Genomic DNA, 23,105 nt, shown 5'->3' with positions numbered 1-23,105 from the left:
CAGTACAGTTACGGCGAGCCTGGAGAGTGTGGCTCAGTTGTACTGTTGAATCAGCGCCAGAACGGCTTGTTCAGTTCGGCGTAACGCTGGGCTTCGCTGATGCCGGCGTCGGCCAGCAGACGGGAGTCCAGGCGGGCCAGCTGGCGGCGGCTTTCCATGCGGCGTTGCCACAGGCGAACAGTGCCGACGAGGCCACGGTGGGCGCTGGAGGTGCTACGGGTGGTGCTCAGAGCTGCGGAACCGAGGGTACGTTCCATGGTGGTCATCCTTCTCGCTTGTGGCGAGTAGTCAGTTGCTGAATGGATTGAGCATATGATCTGACTTTTCAGTCAGAGATGACAGGTACAGTTGTGCTGTATTGCGGTTGGTCAGCCGATTGTAATTTCGAACTGTAATGGTCTTTTTCGGGGCGAACTGTACCGTTTCGCTCCATTCTGGTGCGCAATCGGTGGGCGTCTGTGGCTTTTTGTATGTGCCGGCCTGGTTGGCGGCGGGGGAAACTGAACAGTTGGAGCGGGATAAAAATCTGTTCAGGAGTGTTTTTACGTGGTTTTTTTCCGGCTGTAAACCCTGGCGGGCCATTCATTGCTGAATGACCCGCAAGCGGCTCCGGATCAGCTCGCCGCCAGCATGTGGCCGCGTTCTTCCAGATTGATATGCCACTCCAGGGCCTCGCGCAGGATGTGCGGAGTATGCCCGCCGCGCTCGCAGGCAGCGTCGAAGTAACTGTTCAGGGCATCGCGGTAGGACGGGTGCACACAGTTGTCGATTATCACCCGGGCGCGCTCGCGCGGTGCCAGGCCACGCAGGTCGGCCAGGCCTTCCTCGGTGACGAGGATGTCCACATCGTGCTCGGTGTGGTCGACATGGCTGACCATCGGTACCACGCTGGAGATATTGCCGCCCTTGGCGATGGACTTGGTGACGAAGATGGCCAGGTGCGCGTTGCGGGCGAAGTCACCCGAGCCGCCGATGCCGTTCATCATCCTGGTGCCGCCCACGTGGGTGGAGTTCACGTTGCCGTAGATGTCGAACTCCAGCGCGGTGTTGATGCCGATGATGCCCAGGCGGCGGACCACTTCGGGGTGGTTGGAGATCTCCTGCGGGCGCAGCACCAGCTTGTCCTTGTAGCGCTCCAGGTTGCCGAAGACTTCTTCGTTACGGCGCGCGGACAGGGTGATGGAACTGCCCGAGGCGAAGCGCAGCTTGCCCGCATCCATCAGGTCGAAGGTCGAGTCCTGCAGTACTTCGGAGTACATGGTCAGGTTCTCGAACGGCGACTGGATCAGACCGCACATCACGGCGTTGGCGATGGTGCCGACGCCGGCCTGCAGCGGGCCGAGGCTTTTGCTCATGCGGCCGGCGTCCACTTCACGCTTGAAGAAGTCGATCAGGTGGTTGGCGATAGCCTGGGTTTCGCCGTCCGGCGGCAGCACGGTGGACGGGGAGTCCGGCTGGTCGTTGACGACGATGGCGACGATCTTTTCCGCCGGGATCGGGATCGCGGTGCTGCCGATGCGGTCGTCGACCTTGGTCAGCGGGATCGGCGTGCGGGTCGGACGGTAGGTCGGGATATAGATGTCGTGCAGACCTTCGAGGTTGGCGTTGTGCGCGACGTTGATCTCGACGATCACCTGCTTGGCGAAGATCGCGAAGCTGGCCGAGTTGCCCACCGAGGTGGTCGGCACGATGTGGCCTTCCTCGGTGATGGCGACAGCTTCGATGACAGCGATGTCCGGCAGCTTGAGCTGGTGGTTGCGCAGTTGCTCGACGGTTTCCGACAGGTGTTGGTCGATGAACATGACTTCGCCGGCGTTGATCGCCTTGCGCAGGGTGCTGTCGACCTGGAAGGGCATGCGGCGGGCCAGCACGCCGGCTTCGGTGAGCTGCTTGTCGAGGTCGTTGCCCAGGCTGGCGCCGGTCATCAGGCTGATGCGCAGCGGCTCCTGTTTGGCGCGCTCGGCGAGGGCCTTGGGCACGGCTTTGGCTTCGCCGGCGCGGGTGAAACCGCTCATGCCGACGGTCATGCCGTCCTTGATAAGGGCCGCGGCCTGGTCGGCAGTCATCACCTTGTCCAGCAGGGAGGACATACGCACGCGATCACGGAACATGGGAAAACCTCGGGCAGTAGGAAGTGCGAGGCCGCCAGTCTAGGGACTCGGCGATTTTTGGCTCTTATACCAAGGTCGAAAAATCGCCCGGCCGGGGCCTTCTTACTACCAATGTCCAGCGCTTTTCGTGTTGCCCGAAAGCAAGACACCGGCGCGAGGCCGGTGTCTTGTGGATCAGCGGTCGTCTTATTCGACGGCCTTGACCATGTCTTCGATGACTTTCTTGGCGTCGCCGAAGACCATCATGGTCTTGTCCAGGTAGAACAGTTCGTTGTCCAGGCCGGCGTAACCGCTGGCCATCGAGCGCTTGTTGACGATCACGGTCTTGGCTTTGTAGGCCTCGAGGATCGGCATGCCGGCGATCGGCGACTTCGGATCGTTCTTCGCTGCCGGGTTCACTACGTCGTTGGCGCCCAGTACCAGCACCACGTCGGTCTGGCCGAACTCGGAGTTGATGTCTTCCATCTCGAACACCTGCTCGTAAGGCACTTCGGCTTCGGCCAGCAGGACGTTCATGTGGCCCGGCATACGGCCGGCAACCGGGTGGATGGCGAACTTCACGTTGACGCCGCGATGGGTCAGCTTCTCGGCCAGCTCCATCAGCGCGTGCTGGGCACGGGCCACCGCCAGGCCGTAGCCGGGAACGATGATCACGCTGTCGGCGTTGGTCAGCAGGAACGAGGCGTCGTCGGCCGAACCGGATTTCACCGGGCGGGCTTCCTTGGCACCGGCCGGGCCGCCAGCGTCCGCTTCGGCGCCGAAGCCGCCGAGAATGACGTTGAAGAACGAGCGGTTCATCGCCTTGCACATGATGTAGGAGAGGATCGCGCCCGAGGAGCCCACCAGGGAGCCGGCGATGATCAGCATCGAGTTGTTCAGCGAGAAGCCGATACCTGCCGCGGCCCAGCCGGAGTAGGAGTTCAGCATCGACACGACTACCGGCATGTCCGCGCCGCCGATCGGGATGATGATCAGCACGCCGAGGACGAAGGCCAGGGCCAGCATCACGACGAAGGCGGTCAGGTTGCCGGTGAACATGAACAGCAGGCCCAGGCCCAGGGTGGTCAGACCCAGCACCAGGTTGAGCATGTGCTGCCCGGCGAACTGCACCGGGGCGCCCTGGAACAGGCGGAACTTGTATTTGCCCGACAGCTTGCCGAAGGCGATCACCGAACCGGAGAAGGTGATGGCGCCGATGGCTGCGCCGAGGAACAGCTCCAGGCGGTTGCCGGTGGGGATGGTATCGCCCAGGTTCTGCACGATGCCCAGGGACTGCGGCTCGACCACGGCGGCGATGGCAATGAACACGGCGGCCAGGCCGATCATGCTGTGCATGAAGGCGACCAGTTCCGGCATCTTGGTCATTTCAACGCGCTTGGCCATGATCGAACCGGCGGTGCCGCCGACCAGCAGGCCGACGATCACGTAGACGATGCCGGTGGTGGCGATCTCGCTGCTGATCTTGAACACCAGTGCGACGGTGGTCAGCGCGGCGATGGCCATGCCGATCATGCCGAACAGGTTGCCGCGGCGCGAGGTGGTCGGGTGCGACAGGCCTTTGAGGGCCTGGATGAAGCAGACCGAGGCGATGAGGTAGAGGAGGGTGACGAGGTTCATGCTCATGTCAGTGCTTCTCCGCCTTCGGCGCTTTCTTCTTGAACATTTCCAGCATGCGGCGGGTGACCAGGAAGCCACCGAACACATTCACGGCAGCCAGGGCCACGGCCAGGGTGCCCATGGCCTTGCCCAGCGGGGTGACGGTCAGGGCGGCGGCCAGCATGGCGCCGACGATCACGATTGCGGAAATGGCGTTGGTCACTGCCATCAGCGGGGTGTGCAGCGCAGGGGTGACGTTCCAGACCACGTGGTAGCCGACGTAGATCGCCAGCACGAAGATGATCAGGTTGTAGATGCCGTGGGAGATCAGCATGTCTTCCATAGTTTCTCACCGGTCTTGAGGGCCGGACGCGAGGTCCGGCGAGTTCTTATATAAGAAGGGCGGCTACGTGAAAGGCGTAGGGCTCAGCCGTTCTTGCGCACGATCTGGCCGTCGCGGCACATCAGGCAGGCGGCGACGATGTCGTCTTCCATGTTCACCGTGAAGCCTTCGGCGGTCAGGGTGAGTTTGAGGAAGTCGAGCAGGTTGCGTGCGTAGAGTGCGGAGGCGTCCGCCGGTACCAGCGAGGCCAGGTTGCTCAGGCCGACGATGGTCACGCCGTTCTTGACCACCACCTGGTCGGCTTCGGTCAGCGGGCAGTTGCCGCCTTGCGATGCCGCGAGGTCGATGACTACCGAGCCTGGCTTCATTTCCGCGACGGTCGCCTCGTGCAGCAGGGTCGGTGCCTTGCGGCCCGGAATCAGTGCGGTGGTGATGACGATGTCCGACTGCTTGGCGCGTTCGTGCACGGCCTTGGCCTGGCGCTCCATCCACGAGGCCGGCATCGGGCGGGCGTAACCGCCGACGCCTTCGGCGCACTCGCGCTCTTCGTCGGTCTCGTAGGGGACGTCGACGAACTTGGCACCCAGGGACTCGATCTGCTCCTTCACCGCCGGGCGTACGTCCGAGGCCTCGATCACCGCACCCAGGCGCTTGGCCGTGGCGATGGCCTGCAGGCCGGCAACGCCGGCGCCGAGGATCAGCACGCGGGCAGCCTTAACGGTGCCGGCGGCGGTCATCAGCATGGGCATGAAGCGCGGATAGTGATGGGCAGCAAGCAGCACGGCCTTGTAGCCGGCGATGTTGGCCTGGGAAGAGAGCACGTCCAGGCTCTGCGCGCGGGAAGTACGCGGCGCGGCTTCCAGGGCGAAGGCGGTGATACCGCGTTCGGCCATGCGGGCGATGTTCTCGTTGTTGAACGGATTGAGCATGCCGAGCAGCACGGCGCCGGATTTCATCTGCGCCAGCTCGCTTTCGCTGGGCGCGACAACCTTCAGCACCAGTTCCGCGCCGAGCGCATCGGCGGCAGTGCCGATCTTCGCGCCGACAGCTTCGTAGGCGGCATCCGGCTGGCTGGCGCTGACGCCGGCACCGCTCTGGATGACCACCTGATGGCCCTGCCCGATCAGTTTCTTGACCGTCTCCGGCGTTGCTGCGACCCGCGTCTCACCGGCTTGGGTCTCGAGGGGTACACCGATCTGCACTCGCAAATCTCCTGCGTGATCCTGGGATTGTCCGGGCTACTACGTTGGCGACCCGGGTTTTGAACTGGCAACGGTCTATTTTTTGTTCTAGGAGCTGATTCTCTGTCCGGGCTGTGACCCGGTGGCCGCGGCATTGTGCAATCGAACCTGGAGGGCATCAAGAAGTTCTGGAGTGGTACGAAGCGATAACTACAAGTCACGTTCGGACCCGTAGTTTTCCAGTCACCACCGAGGCCGCGTGGACCCTGGCGTTTAGCCTAATGGCCTATTGTGACCGGACGGAAATGTCATCCTCGCCGTGAATGACCACCCATCAGAGGCTCCCCATGCCCACCGAAAGGCCCGGTAATCCTGCAACAGGCTCAGGCATAGGTGTTAATTAATGTTTCTAATATGGAGTATGAGTCATTCCTGATGCCTGACTTTCTGTAGCAGATTTTTTACATTGACTACGGGGTCAGGAAAATCATCCGGAAGCTTCAAGACCGCGTATTACACCGCGCCAGAGCCATGAGATGAGGTTTAGCAGAAAGTTTGCGTTTGTCTGGTATCGAGACGAATGACGCAGAAAAAACAACGGCCACCTGTATCGGGTGGCCGTTGGGGGTGAGACACGGTGTCGCGGGGATCAGTTGGCGGCGCTGATCACGCTGGGGAGTTGGGCGACCAGCTTGTCGTTGTGCAGCGGGGCGCGGATGAAGCCGTGCTGGGTGCCGTCCGGGCCGATCAGCACCAGGTTGCCGCTGTGGTCGACGGTGTAGTTGGGCTTGCTGGTGTCGGCCGGGATATAGGGGATGCTCATGGCGTTGGCCAGCTTCTGCACGTTCTCTTCCGAGCCGGTGATGCCCTTGAAGCCGGCATTGAAGAAGCCGAGGTATTCCTTGATGCGCGGCGCGGTATCGCGGTGCGGGTCGACGCTGACGAACACCACCTGCAGGTTCTTCGCCACTTCCGGCGGCAGCTTGGTCTGCAGCTCGCGCAGTTGCGCCAGGGTAGTGGGGCAGACGTCCGGGCAGAAGGTGTAGCCGAAGAACAGCAGGGACCACTTGTCCTTCAGGCTGGCGGTCTGGAACGGCTGGCTGTCCTGGTCGGTGAAGGTCAGATCAGGGACGCTGCGGGTCTGCGGCAGGATCACGATGCCGGCGTCGAGCAGCACGGTCGGATCGAGCTGGTGGCGCTGGTTGAGCACCTTCTGGACGGTGAGGCCGAGGATCACGGCGACGATGGCGACGAGGATGAAGACGGTCTTGTTGACTCGGGTCATGGGGTACTCGTGGGTCGGGACGTCTGGAGCGAAGCCAAGGGCTTCGCGAGCAAGCTCGCTCCTACAGGTAGCTCCCCTGTAGGAGCGAGCTTGCTCGCGAACCGGCCTCAGTAGTTCAGATGCAGCGGCAGGTAATGGTCCACCAGCAGCGCGATGAACAGCAGGAACAGGTAGGCGATAGAGTACTTGAAGGTCTTGATCGCTGCATGGGGTCGGCTGCCGCAGTAGAGCGCCCAGGCCCAGTCGAGGAAGCGCGCGCCCAGGGCCAGCGCGGCGAACAGGTAGACCAGCCCGGCCATGTGGATGGCGAAGGGCATCAGCGTCACGGCAAACAGCACCAGGGTGTAGAGCAGAATGTGCAGCTTGGTGTAGTGCTCGCCATGGGTCACCGGCAGCATCGGGATGTCGGCCTTGGCGTACTCGTCCTTGCGGTGCAGGCACAGCGCCCAGAAGTGCGGCGGCGTCCAGGCGAAGATGATCAGCACCAGCAGCAGCGGTTCGGCCGAGACCTGCCCGGTCACCGCGACCCAGCCCAGCAGCGGCGGGGCGGCGCCAGCGAGGCCGCCAATGACGATGTTCTGCGGCGTGGCGCGCTTGAGGAAGCCGGTGTAGAGCGCCGCGTAGCCCAGCAGCGAAGCCAGCGTCAGCCAGGCGGTCAGCTGATTGGTGAATACCAGCAGCACCGCCATCCCGGCCACAGACAGCAGCATGGCGAAGCCCAACGCGATGGGTGGCGAGACGCGCCCTTCGGCCAGCGGGCGCTTGTGGGTGCGCGCCATGATCGAGTCGATGCGCCTGTCCACCACGTGGTTCACCGCTGCCGCGCCGCCGGCGCACAGGCCGATGCCGAGGTTGCCGAATAGCAGTACCTGCCAGGGCACGCCGGCCTTGGTGGCGAGCAGCATGCCGATCAGCGAGGTGATCAGCATGAGCAGCACGACCTTGGGTTTGGTCAGTTCGAGCAGGTCGCGCCAGCTGGCTTGGCTGGAAGTGCTGATGACGCTGGCCATGGGTATTTCTCCATCGGGTGAATGGGGGCCGGCGCGCCTTGGCGCCGGCCGGCCGTCGTGCTCAACCGTGCAATCTCATCCCTGCGAGGGATAGGCCACCGGGCGCTCCAGGGCGTCCAGGGCGATCGGGCTGCCGGCGGGCAACTCGACGCGTTTCGTTGCGGGCGCGCGCACCCGGTAGTTCACCAGCACCAGCATCAGCAGCAGGAAGGCGCCGCCGCCGTTGTGCGCCACTGCGACGGGCAGCGGAAGGTGCAGCAGGACGTTGCTGATGCCCAGGCCGATCTGGAACGACAGCCCCAGCAGCATCAGCGCGGTGATGCCGATCAGGCCGTGGCGCTGGAGGTTCCAGGCCAGCAGCAGGATCACCGCGGTCACGCACAGCGCGCCCATGCGGTGGGTCATGTGGATGGCCGTGCGGGCGTCGCTGTCGAGCTGGCCGCCCAGGTAGTTGGGGCCGATGTGCTGGGTGAGGTGGAAGCCGTTGGCGAAGTCCATGTTCGGCCACCACTCGCCGTGGCACATCGGTAGGTCGATGCAGGCCACCGCGGCGTAGTTGCTGCTGACCCAGCCACCGAGGGCGATCTGCCCGACCACCATCAGCAGGGCGACGGCAGCCAGGGCGCGCAGTTTTGAAGGCAGTTGCAGCGGGGCGAAGGCGCCGGACAGGCGCAGGCTGAGCAGGAACAGCAGCGACAGCGTGGTGAATCCGCCGAGCAGGTGCGCGGTGACGACCTGCGGCCAGAGTTTGAGGGTGACCGTCCACATGCCGAACGCGGCCTGGGCTATCACCACGGCGAGCAGCAACAGCGGCAGTCGCATGGGCTGGCCGTCGCGGCCGCGACGTACCAGCGCGTGCACCGCCAGCCCGAGGATCAGCAGGCCGAGGCTGCCGGCGAAGTAGCGGTGGATCATCTCGTTCCAGCCCTTCTGCGCCTCCACCGGCGAGTCGGGGAAGTGCATTTCGGCGTGGGCCAGTTGCGCTTCGTTCAGCGGTACATGGACGAAGCCGTAGCAGCCGGGCCAGTCCGGGCAGCCGAGACCGGCGTGGGTCAGGCGGGTATAGGCGCCCAGCAGGATGACCACGAAGGCCAGCGCCGTGGCCAGCACGGCGAGGTAGAAGGCGGGTTTGCGTCTTGCCTGGATCATGCGTCGCTCCCGATCTTGTTGTTGTCGTGGGGCTGGCGAGCTCTTAACCGATATTGGACAGCTTCAGCAGCAGCTGCAGGTCCTTGAGGATCGACTTGCCGTTGGCCTTGGCGTCGTAGCGCAGCACCAGGTTGCCGTGCGGGTCGACGATCCACAGCTGCGGCTGGGCGCCGGTGTGCTGGTTGGGCGACAGGCCCAGGCGCTGCAGGCGCGGGTAGTCCTTATCGAGCAGGCCGGTGAACTCGGCCGGCAGCGGTTTGGCAAAGGCCAGCGCGTGTTCGGCGCGGCTGGCTTCGCGGCCGAGGCCGATGTTGATCTGGCGCGCCAGGTAGACCAGTTGCTGGCAATCGCTGGTGCAGGTTTCCGGTGCGGTGACCAGCAACTGCCAATGCTCGCTCGACTTGTCGGCTTGTACGCCGAGGTCCGCCGGGGTCTGTCCGGTGGCAATCAGGTCGCCGCTGTAACTGCGGCCTTCCGGCACCCAGAACTGCAGCTTGTACATGGCAGTGGCGAGCAACATCGGCCCCAGCACCATGCCGAGGATCAGCAGCAGTTGTACCCGGCCGCGGCGGCGGGCGGTGGAGTCAGGCAGAGTCATGGCGGTCATGGTCGAAGGTCTCCCGTGCGCGACGGATGCCGAGGTAGAGGTAGAGGCCGGAGAGCGCGATGGCCAGGGCGAACCACTGCACGGCGTAGCCGACGTGGCGCTCCGGGGGCATGGCGACGATCGGCCAGTCGGTGTCGAAGGCGGCGTCGCCCGGCTCCAGGCGGACTTCCATGGCCTGGCCTTCACGGCCGAGCTGGTCCCAGAGGAAGGGCGCGTCGACCTGGGTGATCAGGCGCGGCCAGCCGGCGGTTGGTGCGCTCGGCGTGGCGGGCGGCGGGACGTAGGTCCAGGCGTCCAGCAGCAGGTCATGATTGGGCGTGTCGATCTTCGGTGGCACGCGGCGGTCGGGCCAGGGTACCCAGCCGCGATTGACCAGCAGCCACTGGTGGCCGACGCGGTCGAAGAAGGGTTGCAGCACCTCGACGCCGGCCTGGCCGTTGCGGGTGCGGTTGTCGAGCAGGGCGGTGTGCTCGGCGTCGAGCTGGCCTTGCAGGCGTACACGAACGTAGCTGCGCGGCGGCTGGCGCTCGAGCTCGGCGATGCTGATCGGGTCCTGCTGGCGCTGCACTTCGGCAGCGGCGAGGAGGGTGCGCTTTTCGGCGGCGCGGGAGAGTTGCCAGAAACCCAGGCCAATCAGCACCGGCAGCAGCGCGAGGACCACCAGGGTCGGCGCGATGCCGGGCCGGAAGGCGCGCGTGGTGCGACCTTGGCGGTGCTCGGTAGCGTGCTGGCTATACTGCAAGACATCCCCCTCAACCCCAGTCCCCTGCGGACAGGAGGCCGGTAGTGCTCAAAGCTGCGATCGTTCTGTTGTTGCTGGCGACCGTCGTCAGCCTGTTCAGTGGCCTGTTCTTCCTGGTCAAGGACGAGGGCCACGGTTCGCGGGTGGTCAACGCGCTGACCGTGCGTGTCACCCTGACTGCCCTGACCGTTGCTCTTATCGCCTGGGGTTTCTTCAGCGGCCAACTCGGCAGCTCCGCCCCCTGGCATTTCTGATTCCGCTTTGGTTCTTCGTAGGAGCGAGGGGGACGCCCAGTTCTTGCTCGCGAATGCTTTGTCCTGATGCCTCAGTGTTGGGCGGTTCGCGAGCAAGCTCGCTCCTACAGGTCCGGCAATTCCCCCGGCGTTAAAGCACGTAAACGAAGATGAACAGCCCGATCCAGACCACGTCGACGAAGTGCCAGTACCAGCTGGCCGCTTCGAAGCCGAAGTGTTTGTCGGCGTCGAAGTGCCCGCGGATGATGCGGATCAGCATGATGCTCAGCATGATCGCGCCGATGGTCACGTGGGCGCCGTGGAAGCCGGTGAGCATGAAGAAGGTCGCGCCGTAGATGCCCGAGCCCAGGGTCAGGCCCAGTTCGCTGTAGGCTTCGTGATACTCGTAGGCCTGCAGCACGATGAAGCACGCGCCCAGCGCCACGGTTGCCGCGAGCCACATTTTCAGCGGGCCGCGGTGGTTCTTCTTCAGCGCGTGGTGGGCGAAGGTCACGGTGAAGCTGGAGGTGACCAGCAGCAGGGTGTTGATCAGCGGCAGCTTCCACGGGTCGATCACTTCCCTGGGTGGCGGGAAGAGCTTGTTGTCCGGGTTGCTCAGCTGCGGCCAGCCGGTCTCGAACTGCGGCCAGAGCATGTGCGAGATACCGTGGTGGCCTTCGCCGCCCAGCCACGGGTTGACGAAGTGGCGCACGTAGAACAGCGCGCCGAAGAAGGCGGCGAAGAACATCACCTCGGAGAAGATGAACCAGCTCATGCCCCAGCGGAACGAGCGGTCCATCTGCGGGCTGTAGAGCCCGCCGCGGCTTTCCTTGATGACGTTGCCGAACCAGCCGAACAGCATGTACGCGAGGATCAGCCCGCCGGCGAAGAAGATCCACGGGCCGTGGGAGTGCTCCTTGCCGGCGCTCATGTCGTTCATCCAGGTGCCGACGCCGAACATCGTCACCAGCATGCCGATGGTGGCGATGATCGGCCACTTGCTCTGCGCGGGGACGTAATAGGGATCGTGGGTTGCCATCTCTCTTGTTCTCCTTTGCCCTTCAGCGCTCGTTACTGGCCACGGGTGGCTTGCGGGCAGTGATGTCGAACAGCGTGTAAGCAAGCGTCAGGTGACGCACATCCTTGGGCAGGTCGCGGTCGACGATGAAGCGCACCGGCATTTCGATGCGCTCCCCCGGCTGCAGGACCTGCTGGGTGAAGCAGAAGCATTCGGTCTTGTGGAAGTAGGTGGCCGCCACCGACGGCGCGATGCTCGGGATCGCCTGGGCGGTCATCGGCTTGTCGGTGGGGTTGCGCGCGACGAACAGCATCTGGTTCACCGCACCCGGATGCACCACCAGTTGCTCCGACTCGGGGTGGAATTCCCAGACCATGTCGATGTTGTTATTGGCGACGAACTGGATCTTCACCTCGCGCGACTGATCGACCACCTGGCCATCGCCCTGGTAGGCGGTGCCGGAGGTCTTGCCGTTGATGCCCAGCGCCTTGCACATCACGTCGTACAGCGGCACCAGGGCGAAGCCGAAGGCGAACATGGCGACCACGGCAATGACCAGCCGGGTCACCAGCTTGCGCGTTTCGATGTTGCCGTCGCTCATCTTGTTGTCCTCTTTTCGTAGGAGCGAGCTTGCTCGCGAACCACTTGAAGCCATGGCCTCCGGGGGAGGCCGGGTCGCGAGCAAGCTCGCTCCTACAAGAGCCAGTTCGTCATCTCACCTCGGGCGGCGTGGTGAAGGTGTGGTACGGCGCGGGCGAGGGAATCGTCCACTCCAGGCCTTCCGCGCCATCCCAGGGTTTGGCCGGTGCTGCCGGGCCGCCGCGGATGCACTTGATGACGATGAACAGGAACAGCAACTGCGTGGTGCCGAACATGAAGGCGCCGATGGACGAGACCATGTTGAAGTCGGCGAACTGCAGGTTGTAGTCCGGAATCCGCCGTGGCATGCCGGCCAGGCCGACGAAGTGCATCGGGAAGAACGCCAGGTTCATGCCGATGAAGCTCATCCAGAAGTGCAACTTGCCCAGGGTCTCGTCGTACATGTGGCCGGTCCACTTCGGCAGCCAGTAGTAGGCCGAGGCGAAGATGCCGAAGATCGCGCCGGGCACCAGCACGTAGTGGAAGTGCGCCACCACGAAGTAGGTGTCCTGGTACTGGAAGTCCGCCGGGGCGATGGCCAGCATCAGCCCGGAGAAGCCGCCGATGGTGAACAGGATGACGAAGGCCACGGCGAACAGCATCGGCGTCTCGAAGGTCAGCGAGCCCTGCCACATGGTCGACGCCCAGTTGAACACCTTTACCCCGGTGGGCACGGCGATCAGCATGGTCGCGTACATGAAGAACAGCTCGCCCACCAGCGGGATGCCGACCACGAACATGTGGTGCGCCCACACGACGAAGGACAGGAAGGCGATCGACGCGGTGGCGTAGACCATCGAGGTGTAGCCGAACAGCGGCTTGCGGCTGAAGGCCGGGATGATCGAGCTGACGGCGCCGAACGCCGGCAGGATCATGATGTACACCTCGGGGTGGCCGAAGAACCAGAACACGTGCTGGAACAGCACCGGGTCGCCGCCGCCGGCCGCGCTGAAGAAGCTGGTGCCGAAGTGGATGTCCATCAGCATCATCGTCACGCAACCCGCCAGCACCGGCATCACCGCGATCAGCAGGAACGCGGTGATCAGCCAGGTCCAGACGAACAGCGGCATCTTCATCAGCGTCATGCCCGGGGCACGCAAGTTGAGGATGGTGGCGATCACGTTGATCGCGCCCATGATCGAACTCATGCCCATCAGGTGGATGGCGAAGATGAAGAAGGTCACGCTGTGCGGCGCAAAGGTCGTGGAGAGCGGCGCGTAGAAGGTCCAGCCGAAGTTCGGGCCACCGCCGGGCATGAACAGGGTGCTCACCAGCAGGCCGAAGGCCGCCGGCAGCAGCCAGAAGCTGAAGTTGTTCATCCGTGGCAGGGCCATGTCCGGCGCGCCGATCATCAGCGGCACCATCCAGTTGGCCAGGCCGACGAAGGCCGGCATCACCGCACCGAAGACCATCACCAGGCCGTGCATGGTGGTCATCTGGTTGAAGAACGCAGGTTCTACGATCTGCAGGCCCGGCTGGAACAGTTCGGCGCGGATCACCATGGCGAAGGAACCGCCAAGCAGGAAGGCGCAGAAGCTGAACCACAGGTAGAGCGTGCCGATGTCCTTGTGGTTGGTGGTCAGTACCCAGCGCATCAGGCCCTTGGCGGGGCCGTGGTGGTGGTCGCCGGCGTGAGAATGGTCGGGGTGATCGATCACTGTACTCATCGCGGCCTCCTTATTGTTGTTTCTGCTTGTAGGCGACCACGTCCTGCGGGGTCACCATGTCGCCGTCGTTGTTGCCCCAGGCGTTGCGCTCGTAGGTGATCACCGCGGCGATGTCGACTTCCGAGAGCTGCTTGCCGAAGGCCGCCATGGCCGTGCCCGGAACTCCGTTGAACACGGTTTCCAGGTGGTGCTCCTTCGGCCCGGTGACGATCTTCGAACCCTTGAGCGCCGGGAACATCGGCGGCATGCCCTGGCCTTCAGGCTGGTGACAGGCGGCGCAGATGGTGTGGTAGACCTTGTCGCCACGGGCGACCAGCTCTTCCTTCGTCCACTCCTTGCTGGTCAGTTCCTTGAGCTTGACCGCCTCTTCCTTGCGCTCGGCCAGCCACTTGTCGAAGTCGGGCTTGGACTTCACGTCCACCACGATGGGCATGAAGCCGTGGTCCTTGCCGCACAGCTCGGCGCACTGGCCGCGGTAGACGCCGGGCTCGTCGACCTTAGTCCAGGCCTCGTTGACGAAGCCGGGAATGGCGTCGCGCTTGACCGCGAAGGCCGGCACCCACCAGGAGTGGATCACGTCGCTGGAGGTGACCAGGAAGCGCACCTTGACCCCGGCCGGCAGCACCAGCGGGTTGTCCACCTCGAGCAGGTAGTGCTCGTCCTTGTCGGCCTTGTTGTGGATCTGGTCCTGGGGCGTGGCGAGGTTGGAGAAGAACTCCACATCCTGGCCCAGGTACTTGTACTGCCACTTCCACTGGTAGCCGGTGACCTGCACGTCCAGCTCGGGCTCCGAGGTGTCGTACATGTGGATCAGCGTCTTGGTGGCCGGGACGGCCATCACCACCAGGATCAGGAAGGGAATGACGGTCCAGAGGATTTCCACCGTGGTGCTTTCGTGGAAATGCGCGGGCTGCTGCCCGGTGGACCGGCGGTGGACGATCATCGACCAGAACATCGCGCCAAAGACGACGATGCCGATGACCACGCAGATCCAGAAGATCGTCATGTGAAGATCAAAGACGTTACGGCTGACTTCCGTCGCACCGGGGGCCATGTTGACCGTCCAGGCGGCGTTTGCCTGACTGAAAGCCAAGAGCAAAAGGAAGCCCATCCAGACTCGTGGATGTCGCAGCATTCGGGTTCCCCTTATCGTTGTTTTTATCCCGCCGGCATAGCGCCCCGGCTACGAACCCCATTGCAGAGGGGGCGAGCCTGAAACAAGCCAACGGCCAAGGGAGTGACCGCCAAGACAACTTACTTTGACGTCTTACCTCGGCAGCACGCAGGGCAGGCCGGGTCCATCAGGTTTTCGGTGTGTCGAAGCGGAGTATAGCCACGGGTTGCGACATAACAACGCAGAGTAAAAACTGTGTTTGAAAGACCGAAGTGTGATCTCAAAGCCACGGACGACGCGGGTTTGGAGTACCATGCTGGCCGTCTGATATGCCGTGCCGGCATAAACAGTTCATGAATATGACAATCGCGTCTTAGCTACGCCCGGGGTGCGGCTAAGGTCTTTCTTCACTTTCCAAACCCGTTGTCTTGGAGCTGTCATGAACACCGCTGCACTGCGTGAGTTGATCCGGAATGCCCATCTGCTCGAATCCCGCCATGGGCATCTCGCCCGCCTGATCCAGAGCCAACTGCAAAGCCTGCACCCGAGCATCGCCCTGGCCGGCGAGGACCCCAGCGGTACGCTGACGCGCTTCGTGCATGCCTATATCGAGCAGGTGCCGGATTTCCTCGATGCCGCCAACGCCGTGGCGCGAGCAGCCGGTATCGAGGACCGCATCAAGCCGGTGCTCAAGCTCGCCGAACAGTTCTTCCTCACCCCGCCGGCGCTGCTCGACGGCCACGACGGCCTGGATGCGCTGCTGGACGAGTCCTACCTCGCCCACCGCCTGGTGGAGGAAGTGAACGATCGCTACATCGCCCATTTCAACCAGCCGCTGATCCCGCTGGACACTACGGTGGCGAACCTGGTGGCGCACCAGCTGATCGGCGAACCCTTCGCCAACCAGCTGGATGAAGCGGTGCACCACGCGGTCAACGGTATGCTCGACGACAGCACCTTCAGCGCCGAATCCGCCGTCAGCTACCGCGCCAGCCTCAACGACCCGCAGGTGGTCATGGCCTGGCAGCAATGGCCGTGTCTGTCGCGGCAGTTCGGTGTGGAGCTGGAGCTGGGCCGCGCCTGAGCCTGGGTTGGCTGCTGGAGCGTCAGCGCGGCGAGTAGCGAGGGCGCGGGGTAGCGCTGGGTGTCGGGCCTTCGCCGTCGAGGGCGCGGAAGCGGCCTTCCTGGGCGTCGTAGGCCTTGATGGCGCTGGTCTCGATGTCGTACACCCAGCCGTGGATGAACAGCTGGCCGGACGCCAGGCGCGCTGCTACCGAGGGATGGGTCTTCAGGTGATCGAGCTGGGCGACCACGTTCTCTTCGGTCAGCACACCCAGATGCTCCTGGGTGGCGCAGCCACAAGTCTGCGCGACCACGGTGCGGGCCACTTCGGCATGGCGCAGCCAGGCTTTTACCGTCGGCATGCCTTCCAGCGTCTGCGGCGCCAGCACTGCTTTCATCGCGCCGCAGTCGGAGTGGCCGCAAACGATGATGTGCTGCACGCCGAGCGCCATGACCGCAAACTCGATGGCGGTGGACACGCCACCGTTCATCTGGCCGTAGGGCGGCACGACGTTGCCGACGTTGCGGGTAACGAACAGGTCGCCCGGCGAGCTCTGGGTGATCAGCTCCGGAACGATGCGCGAATCGGCGCAGGTAATGAACATGGCGCGCGGGTTTTGCGCATGGGCCAGCTTCTTGAACAGCTCTTCCTGTTGCGGGAAGACGTCGTGACGGAACTGGCGGAAACCCTCGACGATATGGCGCAGCGCCTCGTCAGCGGTTTCGTGGGCGTGATCCTCACCGTGCGTTTTGTCGTTCATGTATCAGCCTCGAAGAATGACGAAGAATTTTCCCACGTCAGCCGACGCTCTCCCTGGGGAGAAAAGGCACAGGCGTGGGAAAAAATCTGGCGTGACCGGTAAGTCACTTTGTGCTCAAACCCTAGGCGAAGAAGATTAAACCAAAATTAAAAAACCGCTCTGGAATGAGCTTTTTCATGATGTTTCGGCGACATTCCAAGATGATATCGGCAAGCTATCATGGCATTGCGATAGTGCTGCGATGCTATTCCGCTCGTCGATGTTTCATCGGCTGCAAACTCAGAACAGGCTCATCTGGCTGCGCGGCGGGGCGAATGCCGTGCAGTCCAGGTTGAAGCTGCCGCGCCGGCCCAATCCCAGGCGGCGCATGGCGACCTCGAAGCGTTTGGCCAGCAGGTCGGCGAACGGGCCTTCTCCGCGAAAACGGTGGCCGAAGCGGCTGTCGTAGATTTCCCCGCCGCGCAGTTGGCGGATCAGGCTCATCACGTGGCTGGCGCGCTGCGGGTAGTGCGCCGCCAGCCATTCCTCGAACAGTGGGCCGACCTCGCGCGGCAGGCGCAGCATCATGTAGCTGGCGCTCTGGGCGCCGGCGTCGTGGGCCGCTTCGAGCAGGGCTTCCAGCTCGCGGTCGTTGATCATCGGGATCATCGGCGAACACAGTACGCCCACCGGAATGTCCTGCTGGCGCAGCACGCGGATCGCCCGCAGGCGGGCGGAGGGTGCAGCGGCGCGGGGCTCGAGGATGCGCTTGAGCTCATCGTCCAGCGTGGTGAGGCTGATCATCACGGCGACCAGGTTCTGCCGGGCCAGCTCCGCCAGCAGGTCGAGGTCGCGCAGGATCAACGAGCCCTTGGTGACGATGGTCACCGGGTGGCGGAAGCGCAGCAGCACTTCGAGGATTTGCCGGGTCAGGCGCTGCTGGCGCTCGATGGGCTGGTAGGGATCGGTGTTGGCGCCCAGGTTGATCGGCGCGCAGACGTAGCCCTTGCGGCTCAACTCCTCCTCCAGCACTTCAGCGGCGTTGGTCTTGGCGATCAGCTTCGTCTCGAAATCCAGCCCTGGCGACAGGTCCCAGTACGCGTGGCTGGGCCGCGCGTAGCAGTAGATGCAGCCGTGTTCACAGCCGCGATAGGGATTGATCGAGCGGTCGAAGGGCAGGTCCGGCGATTGGTTGCGCGAGATCACCGACTTCGCTCGTTCGCTGCGGATTTCGGTCACCTGGGGCTTGGGCACTTCGTCGTACCAATCGTTATCCACAGGCACCGACGTGGTCGGCGCGAAGCGGTTGTGCGGGTTGCTGGCAGTGCCCCGGCCGCGGGGTGGAAGGGAAGTGGACATGTGGGAAAGCTCTGAAGAGATACTGTATATAAATACAGTAATCCACGGAGTTTTCCACAGCCAGCAATAACTGCTCGGCGGTCGGCGCTGCTCACCGGGCGCGTCGTCTTTATACGGAAACGGGCTCTTTGCAGGAGCGAGCTTGCTCGCGAACCGATTGGCTCCCAAGCCGTCGGGAAATTCTGTTCGCGAGCAAGAACTAGGCGTCCCCCTCGTTCCTGCAGGGTTTTACATCAGCCGGGTGAACAACCAGTACAACCCCGCCGCCAGGCCGATGGCGGCCGGCAGCGTCAGCACCCAGGCCAGCAGCATGTTGCGGATGGTCGGCCACTGCAGGCCGCTGCCGTTGGCCGCCATGGTGCCGGCCACTCCCGAGGAGAGCACTTGCGTGGTCGACACCGGCAGGCCGAAGCCATCCGCCGCGCCGATGGTGAGCATGGCCACCAGTTGTGCCGAGGCGCCCTGTGCATAAGTCAGCGGGGTCTTGCCGATGCCCTCGCCGACCGTGGTGACGATGCGTCGCCAGCCAACCAGCGTGCCCAGCCCCAGTGCCAGGGCGACCGCGACCTTCACCCACACCGGGATGAAGCGGATGGTGCGGTCGGCCTCATGGCGCAGTGCCTGCAGGCTGCTCCAGGTTTCCAGGTCGAAGTGCTGGCCGCTGCGGTCCAGCAGGCGGATGGTTTCCAGGCTCAGGTAGAGGTCGTTGCGCAGGTCCTGCACCTCTTCGGCGGGCACCTTGTCCAGCTGCCCGTGGCGCTGCAGCCGTGTGCCGATATCACCGATCACGCTGCCCAGCGATGGAAGCAGTTCGGGATGCACGACTTCGTCTTCCTGATAGCTCAGGAGCGTCTGGCGCGGGTCCGTCGCAGGCGAGCCGCCGCTGCGGTGCAGTTGCTCCTGACTGTTCTGGAGGAGGGCGAGCAACTGGCGGGATTGCTCCGGGGAATGGGCGCGATCCACCGCGAATGCCAGGGGAACGGTGGCAATCAGGATCAGCATGATCAGGCCGATGCCCTTCTGCCCGTCGTTGGAGCCGTGGGCGAAAGACACGCCGGTACAGGTAAGGATGAGGATCGCGCGAATCCATCGGGGCGGCGGCGTGCGGCCTTCCGGTGCATGGAACAGCGCGCGGTTGCGGATGGTGGAACTCATTACCCGTAGCAGCACGAACGCGGCGAAGAAGCCCACCACCGGCGACAGAAAGAGTGCGTAACCCACTGTCGTCAGCTGCGACCAGGCGTTGCCCGATATGCCGATGTGCCCGGCCATGGCGCCGTGAGCCAGGCCGATGCCGACGATGGAGCCGATCAGCGTGTGCGAGGAAGACACCGGTAGTCCCAGCCACCAGGTGCCGAGGTTCCACAGGATCGAGGCGATCAGCAGGGCGAAGATCATCGCCAACCCGGCGCTGCTATCGACCTTCAGCAGCAGGTCCAGCGGCAGCAGCGAGACGATGGCGAAGGCCACCGCACCGCTGGAAAAGAGCACCCCGAGAAAATTCCACAACCCCGACCAGGCCACCGCAAAGCGTGGTGGCAGCGCGTTGGTGTAGATGACCGTGGCCACCGCGTTGGCCGTGTCGTGGAAGCCGTTGATGAACTCGAAGCCCAGGGCGATCAGCAGCGCGACCACCAGTACCAGCACTGACCAGCCAGGCTCCAGGTGGGTGCCGCTGGCGCGGATGTCGTGGCCGAGCGCGGCAAAGGTGAAGACCAGCGCGCCGGCCAGCAGCAGGAAGAAGGTCAGGCGCCCCTTGAAGCCATGGGTTTCGCGCAGCACGGGGCTGATCGGGAACTGCGTCAGGCGCGAGGCGCGCATCACCTCCAGCATGCCAAAGCGGTCAAGCACGTGAGGGCTTCCTTCGGGTCGGTGGGGACGTCTGGGTCACGGCGGACTCCTTGCGGCGATGCTCTACAGACTAGCCGGCCGTGACGATCATGGGCTGGCCGGTAAAGCGTGATCGGCGCTCATGCTATGACGGGGCAGCTGCCATGTTCCTTGATGCCGGTGCTGGCGCGCTGCGCTTTGCGCGCCATGAAAAGAAATGCCCCGGCAAGCCGGGGCATCTTCTTCACAGCAACTGGGCGCTATTCCTGCGGCTTCTTCAGCTTCGGATTAGGGAAGAACTGCACCCCCTGCACCTTCGGGTCCTTGGGCTTTTCCAGCGCGCTGGTGTTGACGCGGGTGGACAGCTCTTTCGGCACCGACTGGCCCTGGGCATTGAGGGTATCGGCGTAGCCACAGGCCACGCATTCGCGGTGCGGCACACCGTCGACGTCCCACATGACGATCTTGTCCTGCTCGCTGCACGCCGGGCAGACGGCCCCGGCGATGAAGCGCTTCTTCACTTCGCTCATCACGCCGCCACCTCGGAGAGGCCCGAGTGGCGCAGCAGGGCGTCGATGGACGGCTCGCGGCCGCGGAAGGCCACGAACAGCGCCATCGGCTCCTGGGAGCCGCCCTTGGCCAGGATCGCGTCGCGGAAGGCCGCGCCGGTCGCCGGGTTGAGCACGCCTTCTTCCTCGAAGCGCGAGAAGGCGTCGGCAGACAGCACTTCGGCCCACTTGTAGCTGTAGTAACCGGCCGCATAACCGCCGGCGAAGATGTGCGCAAAGCTGTTGGCGAAGCGGTTGTAGGCCGGCGGGCGCATCACCGCGACTTCATCGCGGATCGCCTCGATCACGTCGAGTACGCTGCGGCCGTCGCCATGGGTGGCGTGCAGCTCGAAGTCGAACATGGAGAACTCCAGCTGGCGGACCATCATCAGGCCGGACTGGAAGTTCTTCGCGGCGAGCATCTTCTCCAGCAGGTCCTGGGGCAGCGGCGCGCCGGTCTCGTAGTGGCCGGAGATCAGCGCCAGACCTTCGGGCTCCCAGCACCAGTTCTCCATGAACTGGCTGGGCAGCTCCACTGCGTCCCAGGCCACGCCGTTGATGCCAGAGGCACCGGCGTGCTCGACGCGGGTCAGCAGGTGGTGCAGGCCATGGCCGAACTCGTGGAACAGGGTGGTCACTTCTTCGTGGGTCAGCAGCGCAGGCTTGCCGCCGACGGCTGGAGTGAAGTTGCACACCAGATAGGCCACCGGCGCCTGCAGGTCGCCGCCTGCGGTGCGGCGACGGTCGCGGGCGCCGTCCATCCAGGCACCGCCGCGCTTGTTGGCGCGGGCGTAGAGGTCGAAGTAGAAGCGGCCGACGTGCTGGCCGTTTTCCTCGATCTCGAACAGGCGCACGTCCGGGTGCCAGCGCTCGAAGTCGTTCAGTTCGCGAATCTGGATGCCGTAGAGCTTCTGCACGATGGCGAACAGGCCGCCAAGCACCTTGTCGATCGGGAAGTATTCGCGCAGGGCTTCCTGGGACACGCTGTAGCGGGCCTCGCGCAGCTTCTCGCCGAAGTAGCTGGCGTCCCAGCTCGACAGGTTCGGGCAACCCTGTTCGGCGGCGTAGGCCTTGAGCTGCTCCAGGTCCTGGGCGGCGAAGGGCTTGCTGCGCACGGCCAGGTCGCGGAGGAAGTTCAGCACCTGCTCGGGCGTCTCGGCCATCTTGGTGGCCAGGGACAGCTCGGCGAAGTTCTTGAAGCCCAGCAGGCGCGACAGTTCCTGGCGCAGGTCGAGGATTTCCTGCATCACCGGGCCGTTGTCGTTCTGCCCGGCGTTCGGGCCTTGATCGGAGGCGCGGGTGCAGTACGCGGCGTAGACCTCTTCGCGCAGGGCGCGGTCTTCGGCGTAGGTCATCACGGCGTAGTAGCTGGGGAATTCCAGGCTGATCAGCCAGCCGTCCAGTTCCTTGGCCTGGGCGGCGGCCTGCATCTGCGCCTTGGCCGATTCGGTCAGGCCGGCGAGGGTCGCTTCGTCGGTGACGTGCTTGGTCCAGGCCTGGGTAGCGTCCAGCAACTGGTTGGAGAAGCGGCTGCCCAGCTCGGACAGGCGCGTCTGGATTTCCGCGTAGCGCTGCTGCTGGTCCGTCGGCAGGTCGATACCCGACAGACGGAAGTCGCGCAGGGCGTGTTCCAGGATGGTCTTCTGGGCGACGTCGTAACCCTTCGACTCGGGGCTGCTGGCGAGCGCTTCGTAGGCCTTGAACAGCTCGGAGTTCTGGCCCAGTTCGGTCCAATAGGCGGACAGCAGCGGCAGGCAGCCTTCATAGGCGTCGCGCAATTCGGCGCTGTTGCACACCGCGTTGAGGTGGCTGACCGGGCTCCAGGCCTTGCCCAGGCGGTCATGCAGTTCGTCCATGGCCAGCACCAGGCCGGCCCAGGTCGGGGTGCCGTTCTGCTGGGCGAGGATGCGCGCGATGGCCGCGCGGTTGTCGGCGAGGATCTGCTCGATGGCCGGCTTCACGTGCTCGGGGCGAATGGACGAGAAGGGCGGCAGGTCGTAGCTCTGCAGAAGAGGATTCGCGCTCACGGTGGCACCTTGGCTGAAGAAACACTCGGCCATCTTAAATACAATCGGGCCCATTCGCAGCCAGAGAGACTCTATCGTGACTATTCGTTCGTATCAGGGCAAAACGCCATCTCTCGGCGAGCGCGTCTTCGTTGACGCCAGCGCCGTGGTTATCGGTGACGTGGAGATCGGCGCCGACAGCTCGGTCTGGCCGCTCGTCGTGATCCGCGGCGACATGCACCGCATCCGCATCGGCGCGCGCACCAGCGTGCAGGACGGCAGCGTGCTGCACATCACCCACGCCGGCCCGTTCAATCCGGACGGCTTCCCGCTGACCATCGGCGACGAAGTGACCATCGGTCACAAGGTGCTGCTGCATGGCTGCACCATCGGCAGCCGCATCCTGGTCGGCATGGGTTCGATCGTGATGGACGGTGCGGTGATCGAGAACGATGTGATCCTCGGCGCCGGCAGCCTGGTGCCGCCGGGCAAGGTGCTGGAGAGCGGCTTCCTGTATGTCGGCAGCCCGGTGAAGAAGGCTCGGGCGCTGAGCGACAAGGAACGGGCGTTCTTCGGCTATACGGCCGGTAACTACGTGAATCTGAAGGATCAGCATATTGCCGAGGGGTTTGCCGGCTGACCGCACCTGCATCCGCGTTCTGATCGTGCTCATTCGGTTGGGCGGTTCGCGAGCAAGCTCGCTCCTACAGGAAGCCATGCGCTCTTTGTAGGAGTGAGCTTGCTCGCGAACCCCGGCCGAACCGCCGGACGGCCCGCCGCGCCAGACCTCGCGCCCTATACTGAGCCAAGGTGACCGGACGCCAGGGCGTGCCCGGCCGAAGTCAGTAGCGGGCGGTGCCGGGGA

General features: G+C 64.2%; 22 protein-coding genes. 3 read left to right on the top strand and 19 right to left on the bottom strand.

The window, feature by feature from the left end; all coding sequences use genetic code 11:
* Window positions 1–50 precede the first annotated feature (50 nt).
* The 10 genes from G4G71_RS02240 to G4G71_RS02195 all read right to left on the bottom strand — a co-directional run bounded on the left by G4G71_RS02240 (window position 51) and on the right by G4G71_RS02195 (window position 10,024).
* A complete protein-coding gene (locus tag G4G71_RS02240; protein ID WP_015474893.1) occupies window positions 51–257 on the bottom strand; it encodes a DUF1127 domain-containing protein in 207 nt (68 codons plus the stop codon).
* A gap of 357 nt (window positions 258–614) precedes the next feature.
* Complete coding sequence (locus G4G71_RS02235; protein ID WP_169935235.1) at window positions 615–2,111, bottom strand: acetyl-CoA hydrolase/transferase family protein; 1,497 nt, start codon at window positions 2,109–2,111, stop codon at window positions 615–617.
* A 186-nt stretch (window positions 2,112–2,297) separates the two neighbouring features.
* Window positions 2,298–3,734, bottom strand: coding sequence for an NAD(P)(+) transhydrogenase (Re/Si-specific) subunit beta (locus G4G71_RS02230; protein WP_169935234.1), 1,437 nt, complete (start codon window positions 3,732–3,734; stop codon window positions 2,298–2,300).
* 1 nt (window position 3,735) lies between these two features.
* Window positions 3,736–4,050: an NAD(P) transhydrogenase subunit alpha part 2 gene (locus G4G71_RS02225; protein WP_015474896.1), complete on the bottom strand. Its 315-nt coding sequence runs from the start codon at window positions 4,048–4,050 to the stop codon at window positions 3,736–3,738.
* 83 nt (window positions 4,051–4,133) lie between these two features.
* On the bottom strand, window positions 4,134–5,252 hold the full coding sequence (locus tag G4G71_RS02220) for a Re/Si-specific NAD(P)(+) transhydrogenase subunit alpha (RefSeq protein ID WP_169935233.1): 1,119 nt from the start codon (window positions 5,250–5,252) through the stop codon (window positions 4,134–4,136).
* 628 nt (window positions 5,253–5,880) lie between these two features.
* A complete protein-coding gene (locus G4G71_RS02215; RefSeq protein ID WP_054907496.1) occupies window positions 5,881–6,516 on the bottom strand; it encodes an SCO family protein in 636 nt (211 codons plus the stop codon).
* Window positions 6,517–6,623: 107 nt separating this feature from the next.
* Window positions 6,624–7,526 (bottom strand): heme o synthase, encoded by a 903-nt coding sequence (gene cyoE, locus G4G71_RS02210; protein WP_169935232.1) that lies wholly within the window; start codon window positions 7,524–7,526, stop codon window positions 6,624–6,626.
* Between the two features lie 75 nt (window positions 7,527–7,601).
* Window positions 7,602–8,675: a COX15/CtaA family protein gene (locus tag G4G71_RS02205; protein ID WP_169935231.1), complete on the bottom strand. Its 1,074-nt coding sequence runs from the start codon at window positions 8,673–8,675 to the stop codon at window positions 7,602–7,604.
* A gap of 43 nt (window positions 8,676–8,718) precedes the next feature.
* On the bottom strand, window positions 8,719–9,282 hold the full coding sequence (locus tag G4G71_RS02200; RefSeq protein WP_054910653.1) for a hypothetical protein: 564 nt from the start codon (window positions 9,280–9,282) through the stop codon (window positions 8,719–8,721).
* Window positions 9,260–10,024 (bottom strand): SURF1 family protein, encoded by a 765-nt coding sequence (locus G4G71_RS02195; RefSeq protein ID WP_169935230.1) that lies wholly within the window; start codon window positions 10,022–10,024, stop codon window positions 9,260–9,262. The genes G4G71_RS02200 and G4G71_RS02195 overlap by 23 nt, the downstream gene beginning before the upstream one ends.
* A gap of 44 nt (window positions 10,025–10,068) precedes the next feature.
* Between G4G71_RS02195 and G4G71_RS02190 the strand changes: the two genes are divergently transcribed.
* The gene (locus G4G71_RS02190; protein ID WP_015474903.1) at window positions 10,069–10,278 is read left to right on the top strand and encodes a twin transmembrane helix small protein; all 210 of its coding nucleotides are present in this window, start codon (window positions 10,069–10,071) and stop codon (window positions 10,276–10,278) included.
* Window positions 10,279–10,408: 130 nt separating this feature from the next.
* On the opposite strand, the gene G4G71_RS02185 is transcribed toward G4G71_RS02190, so the two are convergent.
* The 4 genes from G4G71_RS02185 to coxB all read right to left on the bottom strand — a co-directional run bounded on the left by G4G71_RS02185 (window position 10,409) and on the right by coxB (window position 14,716).
* A complete protein-coding gene (locus tag G4G71_RS02185; RefSeq protein WP_169935229.1) occupies window positions 10,409–11,296 on the bottom strand; it encodes a cytochrome c oxidase subunit 3 in 888 nt (295 codons plus the stop codon).
* A 22-nt stretch (window positions 11,297–11,318) separates the two neighbouring features.
* On the bottom strand, window positions 11,319–11,876 hold the full coding sequence (locus G4G71_RS02180; protein WP_169935228.1) for a cytochrome c oxidase assembly protein: 558 nt from the start codon (window positions 11,874–11,876) through the stop codon (window positions 11,319–11,321).
* Between the two features lie 109 nt (window positions 11,877–11,985).
* A complete protein-coding gene (ctaD, locus tag G4G71_RS02175) occupies window positions 11,986–13,581 on the bottom strand; it encodes a cytochrome c oxidase subunit I (RefSeq protein WP_169935227.1) in 1,596 nt (531 codons plus the stop codon).
* 10 nt (window positions 13,582–13,591) lie between these two features.
* Window positions 13,592–14,716, bottom strand: coding sequence for a cytochrome c oxidase subunit II (gene coxB / locus G4G71_RS02170; RefSeq protein WP_169935226.1), 1,125 nt, complete (start codon window positions 14,714–14,716; stop codon window positions 13,592–13,594).
* 418 nt (window positions 14,717–15,134) lie between these two features.
* On the opposite strand from coxB, the gene G4G71_RS02165 reads away from it, so the two are divergent.
* Window positions 15,135–15,779: a hypothetical protein gene (locus G4G71_RS02165; protein WP_169935225.1), complete on the top strand. Its 645-nt coding sequence runs from the start codon at window positions 15,135–15,137 to the stop codon at window positions 15,777–15,779.
* 22 nt (window positions 15,780–15,801) lie between these two features.
* Here G4G71_RS02165 and G4G71_RS02160 read toward each other — a convergent pair whose 3' ends face one another.
* The 5 genes from G4G71_RS02160 to prlC all read right to left on the bottom strand — a co-directional run bounded on the left by G4G71_RS02160 (window position 15,802) and on the right by prlC (window position 22,261).
* On the bottom strand, window positions 15,802–16,518 hold the full coding sequence (locus G4G71_RS02160; RefSeq protein ID WP_169935224.1) for a carbonic anhydrase: 717 nt from the start codon (window positions 16,516–16,518) through the stop codon (window positions 15,802–15,804).
* Window positions 16,519–16,797: 279 nt separating this feature from the next.
* Window positions 16,798–17,856, bottom strand: coding sequence for a PA0069 family radical SAM protein (locus G4G71_RS02155; protein ID WP_169935223.1), 1,059 nt, complete (start codon window positions 17,854–17,856; stop codon window positions 16,798–16,800).
* Between the two features lie 228 nt (window positions 17,857–18,084).
* Window positions 18,085–19,689 carry an inorganic phosphate transporter gene (locus G4G71_RS02150; protein ID WP_169942471.1) on the bottom strand — a complete coding sequence of 535 codons (1,605 nt, stop codon included), beginning with the start codon at window positions 19,687–19,689 and terminating at the stop codon, window positions 18,085–18,087.
* A gap of 257 nt (window positions 19,690–19,946) precedes the next feature.
* A complete protein-coding gene (locus G4G71_RS02145) occupies window positions 19,947–20,216 on the bottom strand; it encodes a YheV family putative zinc ribbon protein (protein ID WP_024763727.1) in 270 nt (89 codons plus the stop codon).
* Window positions 20,216–22,261, bottom strand: a complete 2,046-nt coding sequence (gene prlC, locus G4G71_RS02140) for an oligopeptidase A (protein WP_169935222.1) — start codon at window positions 22,259–22,261, stop codon at window positions 20,216–20,218. Before prlC ends, G4G71_RS02145 begins: the two co-directional genes overlap by 1 nt.
* Before the next feature lie 76 nt (window positions 22,262–22,337).
* Here prlC and G4G71_RS02135 point away from each other — a divergent pair, with 76 nt between their 5' ends.
* On the top strand, window positions 22,338–22,880 hold the full coding sequence (locus G4G71_RS02135) for a gamma carbonic anhydrase family protein (RefSeq protein ID WP_169935221.1): 543 nt from the start codon (window positions 22,338–22,340) through the stop codon (window positions 22,878–22,880).
* Window positions 22,881–23,105 lie beyond the last annotated feature (225 nt).

It is taken from the genome of Pseudomonas multiresinivorans (assembly GCF_012971725.1).
In the GTDB taxonomy this organism is placed as follows: Bacteria; Pseudomonadota; Gammaproteobacteria; order Pseudomonadales; family Pseudomonadaceae; genus Pseudomonas; species Pseudomonas multiresinivorans.
The sequence above is the reverse complement of the archived record's forward strand: the minus strand, read 5'-3'. Positions and strand labels throughout refer to the sequence as shown.

Coding starts and splice junctions, on each gene's coding strand:
- G4G71_RS02145 (WP_024763727.1), bottom strand. CDS start 20,216: ATGAGCGAAGTGAAGAAGCGCTTCATCGCCGGGGCCGTCTGCCCGGCG.
- G4G71_RS02240 (WP_015474893.1), bottom strand. CDS start 257: ATGGAACGTACCCTCGGTTCCGCAGCTCTGAGCACCACCCGTAGCACC.
- cyoE (WP_169935232.1), bottom strand. CDS start 7,526: ATGGCCAGCGTCATCAGCACTTCCAGCCAAGCCAGCTGGCGCGACCTG.
- G4G71_RS02165 (WP_169935225.1), top strand. CDS start 15,135: ATGAACACCGCTGCACTGCGTGAGTTGATCCGGAATGCCCATCTGCTC.
- G4G71_RS02185 (WP_169935229.1), bottom strand. CDS start 11,296: ATGGCAACCCACGATCCCTATTACGTCCCCGCGCAGAGCAAGTGGCCG.
- G4G71_RS02225 (WP_015474896.1), bottom strand. CDS start 4,050: ATGGAAGACATGCTGATCTCCCACGGCATCTACAACCTGATCATCTTC.
- G4G71_RS02180 (WP_169935228.1), bottom strand. CDS start 11,876: ATGAGCGACGGCAACATCGAAACGCGCAAGCTGGTGACCCGGCTGGTC.
- G4G71_RS02160 (WP_169935224.1), bottom strand. CDS start 16,518: ATGAACGACAAAACGCACGGTGAGGATCACGCCCACGAAACCGCTGAC.
- G4G71_RS02200 (WP_054910653.1), bottom strand. CDS start 9,282: ATGACCGCCATGACTCTGCCTGACTCCACCGCCCGCCGCCGCGGCCGG.
- G4G71_RS02230 (WP_169935234.1), bottom strand. CDS start 3,734: ATGAGCATGAACCTCGTCACCCTCCTCTACCTCATCGCCTCGGTCTGC.
- G4G71_RS02205 (WP_169935231.1), bottom strand. CDS start 8,675: ATGATCCAGGCAAGACGCAAACCCGCCTTCTACCTCGCCGTGCTGGCC.
- G4G71_RS02155 (WP_169935223.1), bottom strand. CDS start 17,856: ATGTCCACTTCCCTTCCACCCCGCGGCCGGGGCACTGCCAGCAACCCG.
- G4G71_RS02150 (WP_169942471.1), bottom strand. CDS start 19,689: ATGCTGGAGGTGATGCGCGCCTCGCGCCTGACGCAGTTCCCGATCAGC.
- G4G71_RS02215 (WP_054907496.1), bottom strand. CDS start 6,516: ATGACCCGAGTCAACAAGACCGTCTTCATCCTCGTCGCCATCGTCGCC.
- coxB (WP_169935226.1), bottom strand. CDS start 14,716: ATGCTGCGACATCCACGAGTCTGGATGGGCTTCCTTTTGCTCTTGGCT.
- ctaD (WP_169935227.1), bottom strand. CDS start 13,581: ATGAGTACAGTGATCGATCACCCCGACCATTCTCACGCCGGCGACCAC.
- G4G71_RS02235 (WP_169935235.1), bottom strand. CDS start 2,111: ATGTTCCGTGATCGCGTGCGTATGTCCTCCCTGCTGGACAAGGTGATG.